Below are 17340 nucleotides of genomic sequence, written 5' to 3'. Positions count from 1 at the left end.
CAGGTGGTTTATTGCAGGAGCGTTACAGAATCAACATCGGACCATTACAGTTAACGTTATTTGTATGAAATATGTCTATACCGGCGTTGAAAACGTTGTCGTGGCGGGGCTTGGCGCTGTTTTTGCGGATCAAAAATAATATTGGCTGGCAGCAAGAATTTGGTAAAAGTCGTTTGGCTAACGGTTGCCTGAGAAAAAATCGACGTAAAAAAAGGTGCTCAGCACGTTCGCTGAGCACCAGATGGTGGTGTGTATCACAAATTAATCAATACGGCGGCGGGGATTCTTGGCGGCAATGAAGACCAGACCAAGGAGCAAAAAGCCGGTGAGGCTGATCCAGTCATCCTGATTGACGGCTTCACCCGTTTGGGGCAGGGTATCTTGACCCGCGACGGCACTATTGTAATTGTCATATTGGATTGAAGTGATCCGTTCATTGAGGACGACCACTTTCCGGTCGTCCTTGACGGCTTTCACCGTTGGAACTGTCTGGGCCGTTGTCTGATGGTCGTCCGGTTGGACAGTGAGCACGGCCCCGCCTTTATTCTTGTTCGGCGCCGGTGTGGTTGGCCCGAGCGGCGTCGCGGCTGAGTCCGCGTCCGTTGACCCAGTCGCGTGGTTATCGTCTCCGGGAGTCACCGTCAGCGTGGGATTGCTGTCATCTTTGCTCGAATCGGCATCGTGTTTGTCGCCATCCGCACCCTGTTCCGGTTTGTTAGCGGTCAGCAGAGTTTGCCAGGCGGCAAAGACCTGACCATACTCCGGAACCGGCTGACCGACGGTAAACTGGGCTTTCGCAATGGCAGCGGTCAAGGCCGCACCAATCGTTTGGCCGCTGCTCTGGGCTGGTTCTTTGAGAAAGGCGGCGAGTTGCGCCGCAGCGCCATCCGGCAGTGTTTGCGGTTGCAGACCGTCAGTCACTTGCAAGGCCATGCGCTGCGTCAATTGCTGCAAGACTTGCTGGACCCGGTTATTGAGGTCTGCGGGGCTGCTGGCCGTTGCCACCAAGCTGCTTAAAGGCTGACTGGTCACAGCAAAATTGTCGCTGATAATGCCCAGATTTGCCCAGCCTTGTTGGGCGGCCGTGATTTGCAGAGCCTGCAAAGCGGGGGCTAGCACGATACCCATGCACTTGGCGCTCGCCTGAGTCAGAATTGCCGTGTAGTCCGGATCGCCCTGACTATTGAAGAGACTGGTCACCGGACTGGCATCATAGGCGAGTACCGTAGTACTGTTGGCCGCCAACTGGTCCGCCGACACGTGGGTCATGGTCATCGCCAGGCGCCAGCCAATTTGCTGGCCGATCTGCTGCCAAGCCTGAGCGAGGGCTGTACTGCTCTGAGCATTTTTAACCAAACTCAGTAGAGTAGTTTGAGTGTCCACCGTTAATGTACTGCCGTTTTGTTGAATCACAGGGGTTTGCCAGGTGACCGGCACCGCCGCGTTCTGTAATAATGCAGTGTCTTCTAACCGCTCTGCGGCGGCTGTCCACGCCGTATCAGTTTGTTCCGTTGTTGTGGCGGCTAGCACCGGCTGGCGCGGCCCAGCGCTTAACGCTGCACTGCCTAGCAGGATTGCCGCGATCACACCCGTTGACCAGAGTGCCACGTGCTTTTTCTTCTCTCCCATAAATGTGCCTCCGTTCCACCATCTACATATTCTATTATAGCCCGCTAAGCCGCCTGCGGGCTACAGCCCGAGGCTGATTTTCATTCAGGAAAGGGTTACTTGGCCCGCGTTCGGAATTTTCAAACAAGAAAGCACCGAAATAAAATACTGTGTCACAAAGATTAATATGTGTTATGATGTATCTAGACAGAGCAAAGGAGGTCGGAAAAAATGGCCGAAGCGCACATTTCGAACGACATGATCCGCGGGTACACCGGCACGATCGTGTTGAATATCCTCGCCCAAGGGGATAGTTACGGCTACCAGATCAGCAAAGATGTCACGGCCCTGAGCGATGGGACGTATACGATCAACGAAGCCACCCTGTACACCGTCTTCCGCCGGCTGGTGAAAAACGGCAGCATCACCGGCTACTGGGGGGACGAGACCCAGGGCAGCCGGCGCAAGTATTACAGCATCACGCCCCAGGGCAAAGAAGAATTGACCGCGGCCCAGGAGAACTGGGCCACGGCTAAGCATGTGATGGATGATTTGATTCTTGGAAAGGTGGCAATTAATCATGAGTAATGCAGATCGTGATGTATTAATTATTCAACGGCTGAATAAGTCGTTTAACCAATATCCCCAGACGTCTGACAATAAGGACCTCTTCGCGGAGCTGTTCGGCAACTTGCGGGATTCGGCGGCGGAGAAGATGGCCGGCGGCAAGACGGCAGAGGAGGCCGTGACGGCCGCCTTCCAAGAATTCGGTGACGTGGATGAGTTGCTGAAACAAGTCAATGAAGAAAACGGCACGGCGAAAAAGCCGGCGCCCGCGCCAAAGCCACTGCCCAACGCAGCGGGCCCCGTACCCCCGATGCCGGTGCCGCCCATGCCCGTCGAACCGCGGCCGGTTCGGCCCAAGCCGGTGCCGATTGCGCGCCAGATGCACCAGGGCGACCAGCGCTTGACAGAAGTGCAGCGGTTAACGGCGCCGAGTGCCGAGATTGGCGCGATCACCATTAATTATCCGGATGACTTGGAATTGCAGCCGACCGATTCGGATGATTTCACTCTGATTGAATATATGACTACGGATGAACCGGATCGTTATGCCCGGATGACGCACGTCGGCGACGAACTGCGTATCCAAGCCGGCCGGCGGTCGCACTTTGGCTTCACCCTGCGGATCAATGAACTAAGCTGGGGTTTTCATGCCCGAATGGTGCTGCAGGTGCCGCAGCGTTTCGCCGGCGACCTGACAATTGACGGCGATGACGGCAACATGGTGCTCCACGAATTGGGTACACTGGCGTCGGTATCGGTGAAGATCGATGACGGCAACCTGCAGGTGACCCAGATCGCCGGGAGTACGCTGAACATCGAAGGCGATGATGGCAACATCGGCTTGACCGAGCTGAATTTCCCGAGTACCAGCATTCAGGTAGATGACGGCAATACGAAGGTGACCAATGTCCAGGCGGCCGATGACTTCAGCTTTGCCGGCGGCGACGGCAACCTGCTGCTCGACACGGTCAATGCCGGCAGCTTGTCGATTTCCGGCGACGACGGCAACCAAACCTGGTCGGTGATCCGTGCTGGCGACACCGACGTATCCTTCTCCGACGGCCGCTTGGAAGCCACCGATGTGATCTTGACTAATCTGGATCTGTCCTATGACGACGGCCGGGCGGCCTTCCGCCAGACCACGGTGCAGAATCCGATCACGGCGTCATATGAGGACGGTAACTTGACGCTGGAGCAGTTCACCGGCGCGGGCGACTTTACCCTAGAGGATGGCCGTTTTGCCGGGAGCTTCACCAAGGTCACCGGCGATATCACCGTGACTGGCGAAGACGGCAACGTTCGAGTGGATCTGCCGACGGCGGCCCAATACAACTTTAACCTGCACCGGGAAGACGGCCACGCCAATGTGCCGGCGGAAGCAGTCTTCACCAAACAAGGCAAGCACCGTTGGCTCGGTCAAGTCGGCGCTGCGCCGGAATTTACCGTCAAGGGATCTGTTGAGGACGGCAGTATCAGCATTCGCTAATGATTTTCGTTGTTTCTAAACATTATTTCTGCTTGCAGTAAGATAGAATAGTAGTAAGTAGAAAAAATGGAGGAAATCATGTTGCGGCGAAAATGGGGATGGATTTTGGCGCTGTTGGGGATGGTACTGGTGTTGACCAGTGCGTGCAGCCAGCCGACGAGTATGGTGGGCCCGGTCTTGAAGCGGGCGGATACAACGTGGTATTTGTACCGCGGCCAAGGCAAGAGCAATGTCTTGCTGTTGCAGTTCAACAAAGCGGACGCGGTCGTCAAGGCCGTAGATGCGGTGGGTGAGACTGCGGGGGAGAATAAGCTGAACAGCGACTTTGCCAATCCCAAGTACACCGCCGATAGACGAAGAACACGATGCAGATTGCTGCCAACCAAGCCATCAATCTGACCTTTCAAAGCGACTACACCGGGACGGCTAATGGCTATGCCGTCACCGGCTACACGGTGCAGTATCAGGGCAAGCCGTACCGGTTTGTCCGCTTGAAAAACACGAAGCAGAAGAAAACGGCGACCAGTGCCGCCGGCAGCAGTCAAAACGGCGGTCAGAGTGCCAACGGCGACAACTCCAGCCTTGCCAACCGTCTGATAAGCGCGCTGGTGGACGTCAATACGGGGGCGCAGCCGGTGGCAGATAAAGCCTTTGTCGGCACCTTTACTTACCGCATGTTCGTTGGTAAAAACGTCGGTGCCGGCCAGATCACGGTGAATGCCAACGGCACGTACCAAAATGCCGTAACGGTGCTGAATACGACCAAGCCCGGGGATGCGGACAAGGCGGCGGTCATTTCTTACAGCCTGGCCACCGGTCAGCTGCAATCGTTATATGGTAAGGAATACTTGAACCCGAAGAATCTGCTCACGGTGGACTACACCGTCCACGGACAGAATCAGGCGCGGCGGCTGCCCCAGCGGGTGACGCTGTGGACGAATGGCAGATCCGGGGATAACATTAATCTGGCTCGGGCCCGGATCGAGAATACCAACGCTCAGCTGATCTATTATTCCAAGGACTACACGCCGTGGCCTAAGGAAGGCTTGGGGCCGGTGCAGACGGGGATGGCAATGAGCAAGACGGATGCCGCCACGCCGGGTATTCCGACCATTTACACCAACACTCTGGGCGCGTATCGGGGGATTCAAAAGGCGCCGGTGCAGAGCAATGCGGACTTCATGCAATTGATCGGCGCCATCAGTGATGCCCACCGGCAAAACGTTGGTCAGGTGGCAGTGGACTTCACCGACATGTATGGCGCTGGGGTCAAACCGACGGATTATCAGGCCATCAATAAGGATGGCAGCAAGCAGGCACTGATGCTGTACGTATTCGTCGTATCCCCCGCCAAAGTGATCGAGGGCGCCAGCTACATCATCAGTACCCAAAGCGGCAATCTGCTGGTGTTCGGCTTGCTGGACGGCAAGCTGTACCTGCTGCACCAGCCGGATCACGATTCGGCCACCGTCACTTGGATGATGATGCCGGACGTGGATCTGACGGTGCCGCCGTTGCAGATCCGGTTGAATCCGGGAATATAGTGAATAAAAAATGGGCTTCCTTGACGGAGCCCATTTTGTTTGCAATTAAATGCTTCGGCGGCGGATCAGCACTGGTAACCCGGCGAGGGTAAGCAGCGCCGCGGCCACACTGGCCAGCATCAGCCGGTCGTAATGGTAGGTGAGGCGCACCACACTCTTGCCCGGCGGGATCAGGACGTCGGTGGTACCAGACTTGTTCAGCACACCGCGGCTGGCGTGGTGATTCACGGTTACCCGCTGGGCCGCGTAGTGGTACACCGGAATGGTGAACACCGCTGGGGTAGTGATGTCATTCGCAATGCGCATCGTGTACGTATTCGGGGTAATCGTATTCCGCGGCCAGGCCCGCCGGTTGTGGAGTTTGAAGATGTTTTTATCAATAATTGACGGATGGTGCCGGTAGTGGGCATTACCGTAATCGTGGTGGTTGTAATAGTGCGTGAGGTACGCCAGCCGCTTATTTGTCAGAACGACCTGCCGATTAGCGGCGCGGGCATACGCGGTGGTGGTCATCGTCAGGTCTGTTCCGACCATTAAACCAGCGACGGCGAGGATGGCGACCCAGGGGAGCCACGGCCGGTGCGGTTGGGTGAGAGGCGGATAATTTTTAGCCGCCAAGTAGGCCAGCAGGAGAGAAATGTAGCAGTTCAACCGGAAAGAAAACTGGATCTTGATCAGCGGCGTCCAGGACAGCCAGCTCCAAGGAAACAGCGTAGTGGTTGTCCAAAAGAGAAGGACAGCGGTGCCTAATAGGATGCGATCCATGCGAGTGAGCCGGCGGCTGAAAACCAGCAGAATGATCATGATGACGAGAAAAATCAAACCAATATTATTGGTGAAGGCATCGGTCAGCCCGGTCGCCGTGAGCAATTGACCCAAGGGCGTGCTGTAGACCCGCCGAGCGGACGGGATAATGAGGGCATTAGTCCGGCTCCACTGGGCCATCGGCAGCAGACTGGGCAGGCACAGGAGCACTGATGCCGCCCCAGCTTTCAGCAAGGCCAGCAGCCGTACCTTTCTATCTGTCATCCGCGGCCAGGTGACCAGCAGAGCGACGAGGATCACCACGGCGTTCATCAGCAGCGACAGATTGTGGGTGTAGGCCGTCAGCACCATGGCGATGGTTAGAATGTACCAGCGCCGCGGATCCCGGCGCAGGATCTGGCAGATACCGACCAGCAGAATGGGCAGAAAAGTCATGGCGATCACTTCGCCCAGCGCGCCCCGGGCAATAATATCGCTGATGCGGTAAGGGTTCAGCGCATACAGCAGCGCAAAAACAATCGCCCGTTCCCGCTTTGGCCAAAGGGTGTGGAATGCCCAATAACTGATCAGCATGGTGGCAAACGTGGTCAGCCAGCAGTAAACATGGTACGCCCAGACCAGATTGCGGCTGAGACTGTACAGCCAATAGGCCGGATACAGCGTGAGCCACGGGTAAAAGAGATTCATCGCCGTGCCGTGGTGGGCAAAAGTCGTGAAGTTCACGGGACTTTGCCAGACATTTTCTAACCCGACGATTCGGGTCAGATGGAAGATCGTATCCGTGGGATTATAGTAAATGATGCGGTTGCTGACGATGAACATCAGATGGAACGCCAGCGACACAATGAAGAAAAACACACAAATGATAGCGCCTGTACAAAGTTTGTTGGCCCGCACACTGACCCCTCCCCAGTCGGTCGGAAAAATTGCTGGGTAGACCGACTTGCTCATGATAGCACGGCGAGGGATGAACGGGAATGGTGAAAGTGGGAAAGACACCAAGCGGTAATGTTCCCCGGAAGATTTGGTAGACTATAGTTGTCAGGAGGTGAAGGGCATGGCGGCAGATAAGTTCGCGATGAGTCGGGACGGGGAAGACATTTTAGTTGAGAAGAACTTTGCCCAACTGGTTTATCTGGCTGGCAAATTTGCGGGGTTGTCCACAACGCTGCTGGACACTCAGGCTAAACCGAGTGAAATTCGTACGATCTTGAATTTGCGCGACGCGTATCACTATGCGATGTCCTTGCAATATATCAGCGAAGTGAGCTTTGCGGCGTTATTGAAGATCAATTTGTTCGTCATCGGGGCCGGCGCGTCTGGGGCGGGTCAAATTCGAGTACAACCGGTTGTCGTGCCGTTAACGGACATGATATATCAACCGACGATCCCTGATGAGACACAAGTGAAGCGTGAATTTTCAGATTTGGTGCAAAGCGAGGCAACGACCACGGATAAAGCCATCACCGTGCTGCTTTGGCTTTCCCGCGCACAGCTTTTCTTAGATGGTAATAAACGAACGGCAATCATTGCGGCGAATGCACTGATGTTTGCGGGCCGGCGGGGACTGCTGGCCGTTCCTGAAAACAAGTTGGCGGAATACTTACAGCGATTGCAACAGTATTACAAAAACGGCGACACCGCCAACCTTAAACACTGGTTGTACGACACCGCCATCTTTGGTTTCTGATCGGCCCAACCTTACAAAACTATTACCAGAAACGGACTTAAGCATGATGTTTCCCTAAGCCGCATGCTTTAGAATAAAACAGTTGAAGCGGTATACTGACGGTAGAGAAGGCAGGGTGCTTGAAGAATGTACGATAAGTTTGTGGAGAATGTCCGGTTGCGGCGGTGGACGGTGTTTTTGGTCATTGCGCTGCTCTTGTACTTAATGCGGAGCCAGATGACGACGATTTTGCTCACGTTCATCTTCTCGTTCCTGGCCGTACGGTCGCTCCAGCATTTACGCCGGCACTTCCCCATTAAGCGGCCCTGGATGGTGGTTGGCCCGCTGTACCTGCTGGTGATCGGTCTGCTGTATCTAGTCTTGACCCATTACGTGCCGATTATTGCCCGGGAAAGCCACCACGTTATCAATGGGCTGATCCGGTTTTACAACAGTCCTGAGTTTGATCAAAACGCGACGTGGAGCTTCCTCTCCCGTTGGATCGATCGCTTAGGCTTGGTCAATCAGCTGCACAACGGCTTGAACGGTGTCGTGGCCACCATTACCAGCATTGGGCACGTTGGCTTTGCCATCGTCATTTCCTTCATCTTAAGCTTCTTCTTTGCAGTGGAGATCGACGATTTGAAGCGGTTCGGCCACAACTTTCTCACCAGCGACTTGGGCTGGTTCTTCCAGGATTTCAATTTCTTCGCCCAAAAATTCGTTAATACGTTCGGCGTTGTGATGGAGGCACAGCTGTTCATCGCGGTGGTGAACACGACGATCACAGCCATTACGCTGTTCATCATGCGCATGCCCAACCTGGCCAGTTTAACCGCCATGGTGTTCTTCTTCTCGCTGGTACCGGTGGCCGGGGTGATCATTTCCCTGATTCCATTGTCTCTGGTGGCCTTTTCCGTCGGCGGCTGGCAGGATGTCATTTATATTCTGATCATGATTGCCGTGATCCACGTGCTGGAAGCCTATATTCTCAACCCAAAGTTCGTGGCCAGCCGGACTCAGCTGCCGGTTTTCTTCACCTTCGTGGTGTTGATTTTTGCCCCGGAGATCATGGGACCGTGGGGGTTGATTGTGGGCATTCCGGTGTTTACTTTCCTATTGGATATTCTCGGGGTGAAGAGCATTCCGCGCCCCCAGCGGGTGAAGAGAGTTAAGAAAATAGTCAAGGAGGCTGTTCACGATGACGATTCAGATCACAGCAGTGACAAAAAGTAACGTCCGCCAAGTCGCGGATCTGCAGCATGATTTATGGCCGGAGCATCCGTTACTGGACTTGATCGTTGCGGCCCAAACCGCGGTACGTCAGGCTAAGAGCCATTATTGGCTGGCGATGGATGGGACGCAGGCGGTCGGCTTTTGTGAAGTAACGCTCCGGCACGATTACGTGGAAGGGGCGGATACGTCGCCCACCGGTTATCTGGAAGGGATTTACGTCCTGCCGGATCGCCGCCAGCAGGGCATCGGCACGCAGCTGGTGAATGAAGCGGCCCGCTGGCTGCGCAGTCAGCGCGTCAGCAGCATGGGCAGCGATGTGGCCATGGACAACACGGTGTCTCAGGAATTCCATCAGGCCTTGGGCTTCAAGGAAGTCAACCGCCTAGTCCATTACCTGCGGAAGAACTAGGGGGTCAGCACCATGCGGAAGAAATGGTGGCCGCTTCTGGCCGGCGCGGTCATGCTGCTGCTAGCCGGAATCGGCGTGTGGCGGGCGGCGTTGGACCGGCCGGAAGCGGTCAGTGAAGAAAAGCTGAACGGGCCCGCACTGAATAAGGCGATCGACCGGGTCGTCGCGCCGACGCATTTTAAAGGAGCCATCGCGGCGATTAAGAATGGCCAGGTGATTACGGTGCGGACTTACGGCTATGCTAATGCCCAGACAAAGCAGCCAATCACCGGGGACACGTTATTTCCGATTGCCTCCATGGAAAAGCCGATGACCGCCGCGCTGATCGCGCAGCTGATTCGGGAGGGCAAACTGAACTACACTACCAAACTGAGCCGCTTTTATCCGGCCATCACCGGTGCCGATCAGGTGACGGTGCGCGAGCTGCTCAACCATACGTCTGGATTGGCGATGGATGAGGTGCCGCCAGCCAGCGAATTGACGACAGACAAGGCGGCATTAGCCTATACCGTTCATGAAGTGACTAATACTCAGGATAAGTCGTTCAATTACACGAACGCCAATTTTGTGTTGCTGGCCGGGATTGTGGATCAGCTGACCAGCGAATCGTTCAATCAGGCATTAAAAAAGCGCATTTTGGACCCGCTGCACCTGACCCATACCTACGATTATCGAGTCATTCCCAAGGGATCAGTGGTTGCTGAGGGGTACAAATATGACAACGGCCGAGATTATGTGCCGGAAGAATTGGATCACAAATTGTTATCCAGTTTGCTGGGTACCGGGTCGCTGTATATGTCCATCAAAGACATGGCGGCATTCCAATTGGCGTTGAGCGATGGCCGTTTGCTGACGCGGCCGCAGTTCAAAGAATTGACGGAACAGCCGGACCATGACGGCAATTACAGTGGCGGCTTTTTCAATCTCGATGAAGACACGCGGCTGGTGGTCGGGCAATATGATGACTTCCCGAACAGCTTCAACACGGTCTTTGAAGCATACAACACTAATTCTGCGGGGGTCTTGATGTTTGCCAATCAATTCACGGATGCTGATACTAAAAAGATGGCAGAAGAGATTTTGGGCCACTTATAACGGGCTTCGCCCTATGAATTTATGCCGTTTCCGTGTAAACTAAAGGAGTAAATTCAAAAGGCGAGGAGTTAATTTCAACAATGGCAAAACTTGTATTGATTCGTCACGGTCAATCTGCCTGGAACTTGTCCAACCAGTTCACAGGCTGGGTTGACGTGGACCTTTCTGAAAAAGGGGTTGAAGAAGCCCAACATGCTGGTGAATTACTGAAGCAAAGCGGCATCGAATTCGACCAAGCTTATACTTCTGTATTGACCCGGGCCATCAAGACCCTGCACTATGCATTGGAAGGCTGCGGCCAACTGTGGATTCCGGAAATGAAGTCCTGGCGCTTAAACGAACGTCACTATGGCGCTCTGCAGGGCCTGAACAAGAAGGAAACTGCTGACAAGTACGGTGCTGACCAAGTCCACATCTGGCGTCGTTCTTACGACGTGCTGCCTCCTTTATTGAAGGCGACGGACGAAGGCTCAGCAGCCAAGGATCGGCGCTATGCTGATTTGGATCCCCGCATCATTCCTGGCGGCGAGAACCTGAAGGTCACTTTGGAACGGGTTATTCCTTTCTGGGAAGACCATATCGCTCCGGATCTGATTGCTGGCAAGAACGTCATCATCGCTGCCCATGGTAATTCGCTGCGGGCCCTGACCAAGTACATCGAGAATATCTCTGATGCCGACATCATGAACTTGGAAATGGCTACTGGCGAACCGGTCGTTTATGACTTCAACAAGCATTTGGAAGTACAATCTAAGACTAAGCTCGACTAATGAGTTTGTTTTTTGAGGGCGTCCCTGCGGGGGCGTCTTTTTTGTATTGAGCTATTCAGCTAACATAGTAGATTACACGAATTTGAGTTACATATGTTCAAGCTGATGCGTATACGACACTTGTTATTTTGTTATTATGCAACTTTTCAGACAGCCGCCCAATGCCGATTATACTTATTCCGTGTAGAGCTAAGCATATCGCTAAAGGGAGAAGTGTGTAATATGGAGAAAAAGGATCATTATCGGTTATACAAGTCCGGGAAACGCTGGTTGGCCGCTCTGGTTGTGACCGTTGCTGGGGGGCAGTGCTGACCACAGCAGGGCCGACCGTTCAGGCGGCTGGTACAGACGACGCCGCTAAGGTCACTGCGGCCGAGCCGGCATCCTGGGAAACTCAGTTGGCGGCGTTGAAGAGCACGGTTGCTGCAGGTAATTGGGGTAATTTGACTGTTAACAACCAGACAGTATCTGCTGTTTTGGCGGGTGTCACGGATGAGGCAAGTTTTAACAGTGCCTGGAGCGAAGTCGCCCAGACGATCATCAGCAATACCGTGGCTAGCAAGTTTGCCAAGCCTGCCGACCAAACAGCATTCATTCAAGCCCAATCTACCGATGCGCAATATGCAGGCAAGACAAACGCCGAAGTGCTGAGCGAAATCATCCAGTCCGGTGCCGCTGCGCCTGACTTTGGCGCTGTTCTGAATCACTTGATTACATACACAACAACGGAGGCTGATCAATTCCAACGCGCTACTGATGATCCGGTGAAGCCGAACAAAAACAACCTCACCGCGTTCTTGCAAGCCAACAGCAAAATTGGACAGCTGCTTGTAGAAAAGAAAGATGGCACCATAACGACGGTGACCGCAATAGTCGCCCAAGCTGCAGACGCGGATAGTCTAGCCCAAGCCTGGTCAGCGGTTGCCCAGGCCGTAATCACGAATGAAATGCAAGCTAAGCTGAACCTGCTGGATACGACATCTGCGGCCAGTCGAAATACAATGAGTAAACTGCTGGCGGTTAAAGCAAATGGCGCCACGGTAGCGAATAATCAGGTTTTGGCCAACGTAGTCGCGGCCAACACACCATCAACGGAGAATCCGGAATTGAATGTCGCCACGGCGATGGGGAAAATTTGCGAGGCAGTTGATAGTGCCGTTGCTAATACTCAGCTCGCTGCTGATTGGCAAGAAAACAAGGATAGCCTGCTGGCATTTTTGCAGAGCAGTAATCTAGGGTCATTAACCCCCCCCGACTGCGGGCGGATCATTAACGGCTTTGGTAAATGGTGTTCAGGACACCGGTGGCTTGACTAAAGCATGGGGGGGAAACGGCCCAGGCAGTTTTGATCAATGAAATGCAGACAAAACTGGGTCTTGCTGATACAACATCTGTAGCAAGCCGCAGCAAACTTGCTGATTTGCTGAATACTAAATCTAGCGACACCCATTATTCCGGTGACACTAATGGCGATGTGTTTGAAAAAGTCATTGCAGCCAACACGCCGTCTGCAGCCAATCCGACGCCTAACTTTGCAACGCTGGTCACCAGCTTGAGGAGTTACGTGACTGATGCAGTGAAGGCCGAAAATCTTACTGGCCAAAGCCAAGTCGTCATCCGCGACTGGGCTAATGGCGTGATTATCAATCAGCGCTCGACCACGGTCACAAGCGGACAGACGATTCCACTTTACGTTGCCGCGCATGATGGACTCAGCTTCGACTCGGTGAAGATTGACGGTGTGACCCAAAGCACCACGAACGGGACATTGAATTTCTCCCGGACGTTCAGCCAAAGCACGACGTACTACGTGGATTATTACTTCATAAAGTCTACCGGGTATACTGAAAAGGATGCTCGGGGCACGGTGTATATCAAGAACACTAACGGTGCTGCTCTTTACAGCAACATGAACATGACGGCGCAGATCACCGATCGCAATCTGAAACAAGGGACGGCGTGGGCTTCCTATAAGAAGGTCTATGATGCCCAAGGCAATGTGGTCGGCTACAACCTGGGCGGGCAGCAGTACGTCAAGGCTAGTGATGTGCAAGAAACACCGATTGGCGATGTGACGACTCAGACTTTCAATGGCGTCGTCAGCGTGATCAATCCTTGGACCCCGGTCTATTCGGACAGCGCGATGGCCAAGCAGATCAATAACTGGACCTTGGATGCCGGGACGCGCTGGCAGATTTTCCAGAAGGTCTTTATTGACGGCAAACTCGCCGGCTATAATCTAGGCGGGCAGCAGTTCATCAAGGCCAATGCCGTGCAAGAAAGCACGACCCCGTCGACGCCGCAGCAGCAGATTATTCCTAACAGCGGCGTCGTCAGCATCATTTCGCCCTATGGTGCGCGGGTATACAGTGACGCGGCCATGACCAAGGATACTGGTCGGGTATTGCCCCAGGGCGCCCGCTACCAGTACAACAACGAAGTCTACACGAAGGGCCAGCTCACCGCGTTCAATGTGGGCGGCAATCAATTCATCAGTGTCGCTGACATTGCGACCCAAATTCCGCTTTACGGTGGTTCTGGCACCTTCACGGTCCGCTACCCGGCGAATCCGCGCTGGGGTGTGGCGGTCTTGGACAGCAATCTGCAAGTTCTGAAGATCATCCCCGCCGGCACGCACTGGCGCTCTTACGGGATCGGCATTCTCAGCGATGGCCGGACCTATTACAGTCTCGGCGGCAACCAATGGGTACCGACGGATTACGGCTTCGTGCAGTAATCGAAGGCTAACAGACAATTTTCTCGACGGCGGGCAGCAATGTCCGCCGTTTTTTGAGACGGCAATCGTGGCAGATTCTTTACAATGTGCTAAGGAGCCATTTCTTTCTCAACCAATAGGGTACAATGTGGCTAAGACATTGAGAAAGACGTGTAGAAAATGAGAAAAAGGCTGTACCAGTTCTGCTACGGGCTCATTGCGGTGGGCGGCGGACTGGTGATTTACCTCGGCGTCCTCTTATTAAGCCGAGCTTACGCATATTACGCCTGGGAGCCTGGGCAGAAAGCCGTGATCTGGTTTGGCCTGCACGCCGGGAACGCCGTCGTGCAGCTGATGATCCCGGTGCTGTTTGTGTTAGCCGGTTTTGTCAGTGCCCGCAAACGCGGATCATTGGCCTGGCCGCTCCAAATCTGGCTGCGCACGGTGAGTGCCTTGATCCTCGGCACCGCCGCTGTTTTCATTGGTTTGAAACAACTCACGCTGCCGGCCATGCTTAGCAGTTTCCTGCCCCTGACCCGCGGTGTCAGTGCTGTGTTCACGGGCTTTATTATCAGCTTGATCGTGCAACCGCTTTTCTACCGGCTGCTGGAAAGGTTCGGTCAGTGGCCCGGCTGGCTCTTAACGGCCGCGACGCTGGTCGGCGGGTCGATTTTAACTCCGGCCCAAGCGGATTATGCCAGTTTCCGGATGCTGCCGCTGATGGTCGGGCTGTTTCTATTCGGCCTGGTCCTCCAGCGCAGCCGCTTTAATCAGCTGCGCAGCGGCATGGTGGCCCTGCTTGGCACGGCGGCCCTGCTTGTCACCTGGGCCAGCCAGGCCGGTTTGGGCAAGTTGTCCCTGTATTACGAAGGGGATTACCGGTTTATGGATCAGTTGGCCGGACCGTTCAGTCTGCCGGTGGTCTTGACTGCGGCGGCGCTGGTCGTTCTGATTACCCGCTGGTTTAATGAAAAACAAAGCCAAAACTTGATTACCATGCTAGTCATCAGTTTCACTGTGGCCCAATCGCCGTTCATCGGGCAGACCTTGATGGCCCCGGCGATGCAGGCCACCGGCAATAACTTGGTGAACTTTGGTCTGTTGTCGATTGGCCTCGCCCTGATGCTGAGTTTGGCTGCCTGGGCCTGGACGATTTTTAGCGGCTGGCTGTTTCGCCGGTCGTTGGCGGTTCTCGATACGCGCTTGGCCTTCACCGCCACCGGCGACTACCGGACTGGCCTGCCGGCTCTGGGCCGGGCGATCATTGCTTGGCTGCGCCGCAACTGGCCGCCCATCATGCTGGTGGCGGTGTTCTACCTGACCGTTTTTGCTTCCTTCCTGGCCATGTCACCCAACGGCAAGATTTCCATGGGGCTGAAGGGGGAGACCCAGCCGATTTTGAGTTATTTGCTGGTGGACGGACAGAAGTCCATCGTCTACACCAGCCTCTTTCTCATCGCTGCGTTCTTCGTCCTGTACGTCCTGACGACCCGCTTCTGGGTCAGCTTTCTCCTCACCGAAACGATCTACGCCGTCTGGACCGTGGCCAACGCCATCAAGATGGTCTACCGCTCGGCGCCGATCACCCCGGCGGACCTGCACGAGTTGACCGCGCTGCCGGAGTTGATGGCGATGCTGGGCAAGCACACCGTGTGGTGGGTCCTCCTCGGGCTGGCGGTGCTGATCACCGTGATCGTGGTGTTAGAAAGAAAGCTGCCGCGGAAGATCCGCGTCAATTGGGGCGTGCGCATCGGCGGCGTGATCCTCGGGTTCGTGCTGCTCCTATCTCCGGCCACCGCCAATTCGCCGACTTCCTATTCCCGGTTGTTCAACTCGGCGATGGGCAACGGCCAAGACGTGATCACGCCGCTCAAGGGCGTCCAGCGCAGCGGCCCGCTGCTGCAATTCGTTAATGCCGTGGATATTCAGGTGATGGACAAGCCCAAGGGCTATTCCGAAAGCCGGATCCAGGCGATTCTCGCCAAGTACGCGCGGCGGGCCAAGGCAATCAATCAGACCCGGACAACGAAGATTGGCGATCAGACCGTGATTTTCAACCTGAGCGAAAGCTTCACCGATCCCAAGCAGTTTCCCGATGTCAAAGTCGGCGGGGCAGATCCCATGCCTTATATTCGCCAGCTGACCAGTGAGACCACTGGTGGGCACATGTTGAGTGCGGGCTATGGCGGCGGGACGGCGAACATGGAATACGAGGCGTTGACCGGACTAGTGATGGGCAACTTCTCGGCGAATGTGACGCCTTTTTCCCAAGTGATTCCCCGAGATACCAAGGTGGCGTCGTTCAATCAGAATTTCCCATACTCCGCGGCGATTCACCCATACAACGGCACGTTCTACAATCGGCCCCAGGTCTACAACAAGATGGGTATCGACAAGTATTCTTATCTCGGCAGCAAGTACCCCATCACGAATCAGAGCAAGATCCAGAAGAGTCCGTACCTGTCGGATAACACCGCGTATGCCAATGCGCTGAATCAGATCAACGCGAAGCAGAGCGGGCAGTTCATTGAACTGGTCACGATGCAGAATCATATGCCTTACGACAGCTACTATTACCCGAATAATCCATACCAGGGCAAGGTGACCGGGGCGGCGTTGAAAGAGCAGAGCATCGCGGACGCCTTTGCGACGTTTACTTACAGTATCAGTCAGACGGATCAGGCGGTGGCGAAATTCATCAAAGCCCTGGATCAGATCAAGAAACCAGTGACAGTGGTCTTCTATGGTGATCACTTCCCGGGGATCGTGAACAACAAGTATCTGACCCTGCGCCCGGTGCGAATGCATGCCACGACGTTCTTCATCTACTCGAATAAAGCCAGCAAAGCCCACAACACAAAATTGAAGAATACCAATTATGTGGGCACGAACGACTTTATTCCGCTGGTGCTGGAACATCTTAATGCGCAGGTGTCCCCGTATGAAGCACTGCTCACCGACGTGGACCACGATCTGCCAATCATGTCCATGCCGCCTCATCAAAAGAAAAACAAAGCGGGCAAGGTCAAGACCAGCCCGGCTTGGGTAGGCGACGATGGTGATTGGTACAACGTGAAGAAGATGACGGCCAAGCAGAAACAGCTCTACGCCGATTATCGGATGATTCAATACGATATCACTGCGGGGCGGCAATATGCCTTGCAGGATAAAGCGTTTATGACGAATCCGGGGAAGAAATAACACTTAGTTTTTCAAAGACGTCCTGCGGGGCGTCTTTTTCGTAGAGAGCGCAGGCCGACGGTCAGAAGCGTAAGCACAAGGCAGAGGGAACGAAAAACCCGGGCTTAGGTTTTGCGTTCCCTCTGCCTTGTGCTCTAGCTTCTGTCGGCCGGAGCTCGTTTTTGGAAACGGATTCTGTTGATTTAGCAGTTGACGGGATACTATTCAGGTCTTAGAATACGGAATGAACGTTCATTCCACTTCCTGAAAATAACTCACTGGGGAAGGAAAATAT

The 17340-nt window shown here is 54.5% G+C and carries 15 protein-coding genes; 13 read left to right on the top strand and 2 right to left on the bottom strand.

Annotated features, from left to right (window positions below):
* Positions 1-261 precede the first annotated feature (261 nt).
* Positions 262-1629, bottom strand: a complete 1368-nt coding sequence (locus FMM01_RS07255) for a hypothetical protein (protein ID WP_150392059.1) — start codon at positions 1627-1629, stop codon at positions 262-264.
* A 210-nt stretch (positions 1630-1839) separates the two neighbouring features.
* On the opposite strand from FMM01_RS07255, the gene FMM01_RS07250 reads away from it, so the two are divergent.
* From FMM01_RS07250 to FMM01_RS07235, 4 genes are all read left to right on the top strand, one after another.
* Positions 1840-2196, top strand: a complete 357-nt coding sequence (locus FMM01_RS07250; RefSeq protein ID WP_150392058.1) for a PadR family transcriptional regulator — start codon at positions 1840-1842, stop codon at positions 2194-2196.
* The gene (locus tag FMM01_RS07245) at positions 2189-3661 is read left to right on the top strand and encodes a DUF4097 family beta strand repeat-containing protein (RefSeq protein ID WP_150392057.1); all 1473 of its coding nucleotides are present in this window, start codon (positions 2189-2191) and stop codon (positions 3659-3661) included. The genes FMM01_RS07250 and FMM01_RS07245 overlap by 8 nt, the downstream gene beginning before the upstream one ends.
* Before the next feature lie 78 nt (positions 3662-3739).
* Complete coding sequence (locus tag FMM01_RS07240) at positions 3740-4060, top strand: hypothetical protein (protein ID WP_150392056.1); 321 nt, start codon at positions 3740-3742, stop codon at positions 4058-4060.
* A complete protein-coding gene (locus FMM01_RS07235; RefSeq protein WP_150392055.1) occupies positions 4027-5205 on the top strand; it encodes a hypothetical protein in 1179 nt (392 codons plus the stop codon). Before FMM01_RS07240 ends, FMM01_RS07235 begins: the two co-directional genes overlap by 34 nt.
* 45 nt (positions 5206-5250) lie before the next feature.
* On the opposite strand, the gene FMM01_RS07230 is transcribed toward FMM01_RS07235, so the two are convergent.
* Positions 5251-6867 carry a hypothetical protein gene (locus tag FMM01_RS07230; protein WP_150392054.1) on the bottom strand — a complete coding sequence of 539 codons (1617 nt, stop codon included), beginning with the start codon at positions 6865-6867 and terminating at the stop codon, positions 5251-5253.
* Positions 6868-7027: 160 nt separating this feature from the next.
* On the opposite strand from FMM01_RS07230, the gene FMM01_RS07225 reads away from it, so the two are divergent.
* The 9 genes from FMM01_RS07225 to FMM01_RS07185 all read left to right on the top strand — a co-directional run bounded on the left by FMM01_RS07225 (position 7028) and on the right by FMM01_RS07185 (position 17066).
* Entirely contained in the window at positions 7028-7660 is a 633-nt protein-coding gene (locus tag FMM01_RS07225) for a Fic family protein (RefSeq protein ID WP_150392053.1), read from the top strand.
* A gap of 126 nt (positions 7661-7786) precedes the next feature.
* Complete coding sequence (locus FMM01_RS07220) at positions 7787-8875, top strand: AI-2E family transporter (RefSeq protein WP_150392052.1); 1089 nt, start codon at positions 7787-7789, stop codon at positions 8873-8875.
* The gene (locus FMM01_RS07215) at positions 8841-9284 is read left to right on the top strand and encodes a GNAT family N-acetyltransferase (RefSeq protein ID WP_035440907.1); all 444 of its coding nucleotides are present in this window, start codon (positions 8841-8843) and stop codon (positions 9282-9284) included. Before FMM01_RS07220 ends, FMM01_RS07215 begins: the two co-directional genes overlap by 35 nt.
* A 12-nt stretch (positions 9285-9296) precedes the next feature.
* A complete protein-coding gene (locus FMM01_RS07210; protein WP_150392051.1) occupies positions 9297-10379 on the top strand; it encodes a serine hydrolase domain-containing protein in 1083 nt (360 codons plus the stop codon).
* Between the two features lie 80 nt (positions 10380-10459).
* Positions 10460-11149, top strand: coding sequence for a 2,3-diphosphoglycerate-dependent phosphoglycerate mutase (locus FMM01_RS07205; protein ID WP_027829176.1), 690 nt, complete (start codon positions 10460-10462; stop codon positions 11147-11149).
* A 93-nt stretch (positions 11150-11242) separates the two neighbouring features.
* Positions 11243-11461: a KxYKxGKxW signal peptide domain-containing protein gene (locus tag FMM01_RS16745; RefSeq protein WP_150392050.1), complete on the top strand. Its 219-nt coding sequence runs from the start codon at positions 11243-11245 to the stop codon at positions 11459-11461.
* Positions 11455-12465, top strand: a complete 1011-nt coding sequence (locus tag FMM01_RS07195; protein ID WP_150392049.1) for a hypothetical protein — start codon at positions 11455-11457, stop codon at positions 12463-12465. Before FMM01_RS16745 ends, FMM01_RS07195 begins: the two co-directional genes overlap by 7 nt.
* A 104-nt stretch (positions 12466-12569) precedes the next feature.
* Complete coding sequence (locus FMM01_RS07190; RefSeq protein ID WP_150392048.1) at positions 12570-13886, top strand: hypothetical protein; 1317 nt, start codon at positions 12570-12572, stop codon at positions 13884-13886.
* Between the two features lie 159 nt (positions 13887-14045).
* Complete coding sequence (locus tag FMM01_RS07185; protein ID WP_150392047.1) at positions 14046-17066, top strand: sulfatase-like hydrolase/transferase; 3021 nt, start codon at positions 14046-14048, stop codon at positions 17064-17066.
* The last annotated feature ends 274 nt before the right edge of the window (positions 17067-17340 follow it).

This window comes from Schleiferilactobacillus harbinensis, assembly GCF_008694105.1.
GTDB lineage: Bacteria > Bacillota > Bacilli > Lactobacillales > Lactobacillaceae > Schleiferilactobacillus > Schleiferilactobacillus harbinensis.
This window is presented reverse-complemented; position numbering and strand designations above follow the sequence as displayed.

Bases quoted from the DNA above. Each gene is read 5' to 3' on its own strand.
- FMM01_RS07215 (WP_035440907.1), top strand. From the start codon at position 8,841: ATGACGATTCAGATCACAGCAGTGACAAAAAGTAACGTCCGCCAAGTC.
- FMM01_RS07235 (WP_150392055.1), top strand. From the start codon at position 4,027: ATGCAGATTGCTGCCAACCAAGCCATCAATCTGACCTTTCAAAGCGAC.
- FMM01_RS07205 (WP_027829176.1), top strand. From the start codon at position 10,460: ATGGCAAAACTTGTATTGATTCGTCACGGTCAATCTGCCTGGAACTTG.
- FMM01_RS07255 (WP_150392059.1), bottom strand. From the start codon at position 1,629: ATGGGAGAGAAGAAAAAGCACGTGGCACTCTGGTCAACGGGTGTGATC.
- FMM01_RS07220 (WP_150392052.1), top strand. From the start codon at position 7,787: ATGTACGATAAGTTTGTGGAGAATGTCCGGTTGCGGCGGTGGACGGTG.
- FMM01_RS07225 (WP_150392053.1), top strand. From the start codon at position 7,028: ATGGCGGCAGATAAGTTCGCGATGAGTCGGGACGGGGAAGACATTTTA.
- FMM01_RS07240 (WP_150392056.1), top strand. From the start codon at position 3,740: ATGTTGCGGCGAAAATGGGGATGGATTTTGGCGCTGTTGGGGATGGTA.
- FMM01_RS07245 (WP_150392057.1), top strand. From the start codon at position 2,189: ATGAGTAATGCAGATCGTGATGTATTAATTATTCAACGGCTGAATAAG.
- FMM01_RS07250 (WP_150392058.1), top strand. From the start codon at position 1,840: ATGGCCGAAGCGCACATTTCGAACGACATGATCCGCGGGTACACCGGC.
- FMM01_RS07185 (WP_150392047.1), top strand. From the start codon at position 14,046: ATGAGAAAAAGGCTGTACCAGTTCTGCTACGGGCTCATTGCGGTGGGC.
- FMM01_RS07210 (WP_150392051.1), top strand. From the start codon at position 9,297: ATGCGGAAGAAATGGTGGCCGCTTCTGGCCGGCGCGGTCATGCTGCTG.
- FMM01_RS16745 (WP_150392050.1), top strand. From the start codon at position 11,243: ATGTTCAAGCTGATGCGTATACGACACTTGTTATTTTGTTATTATGCA.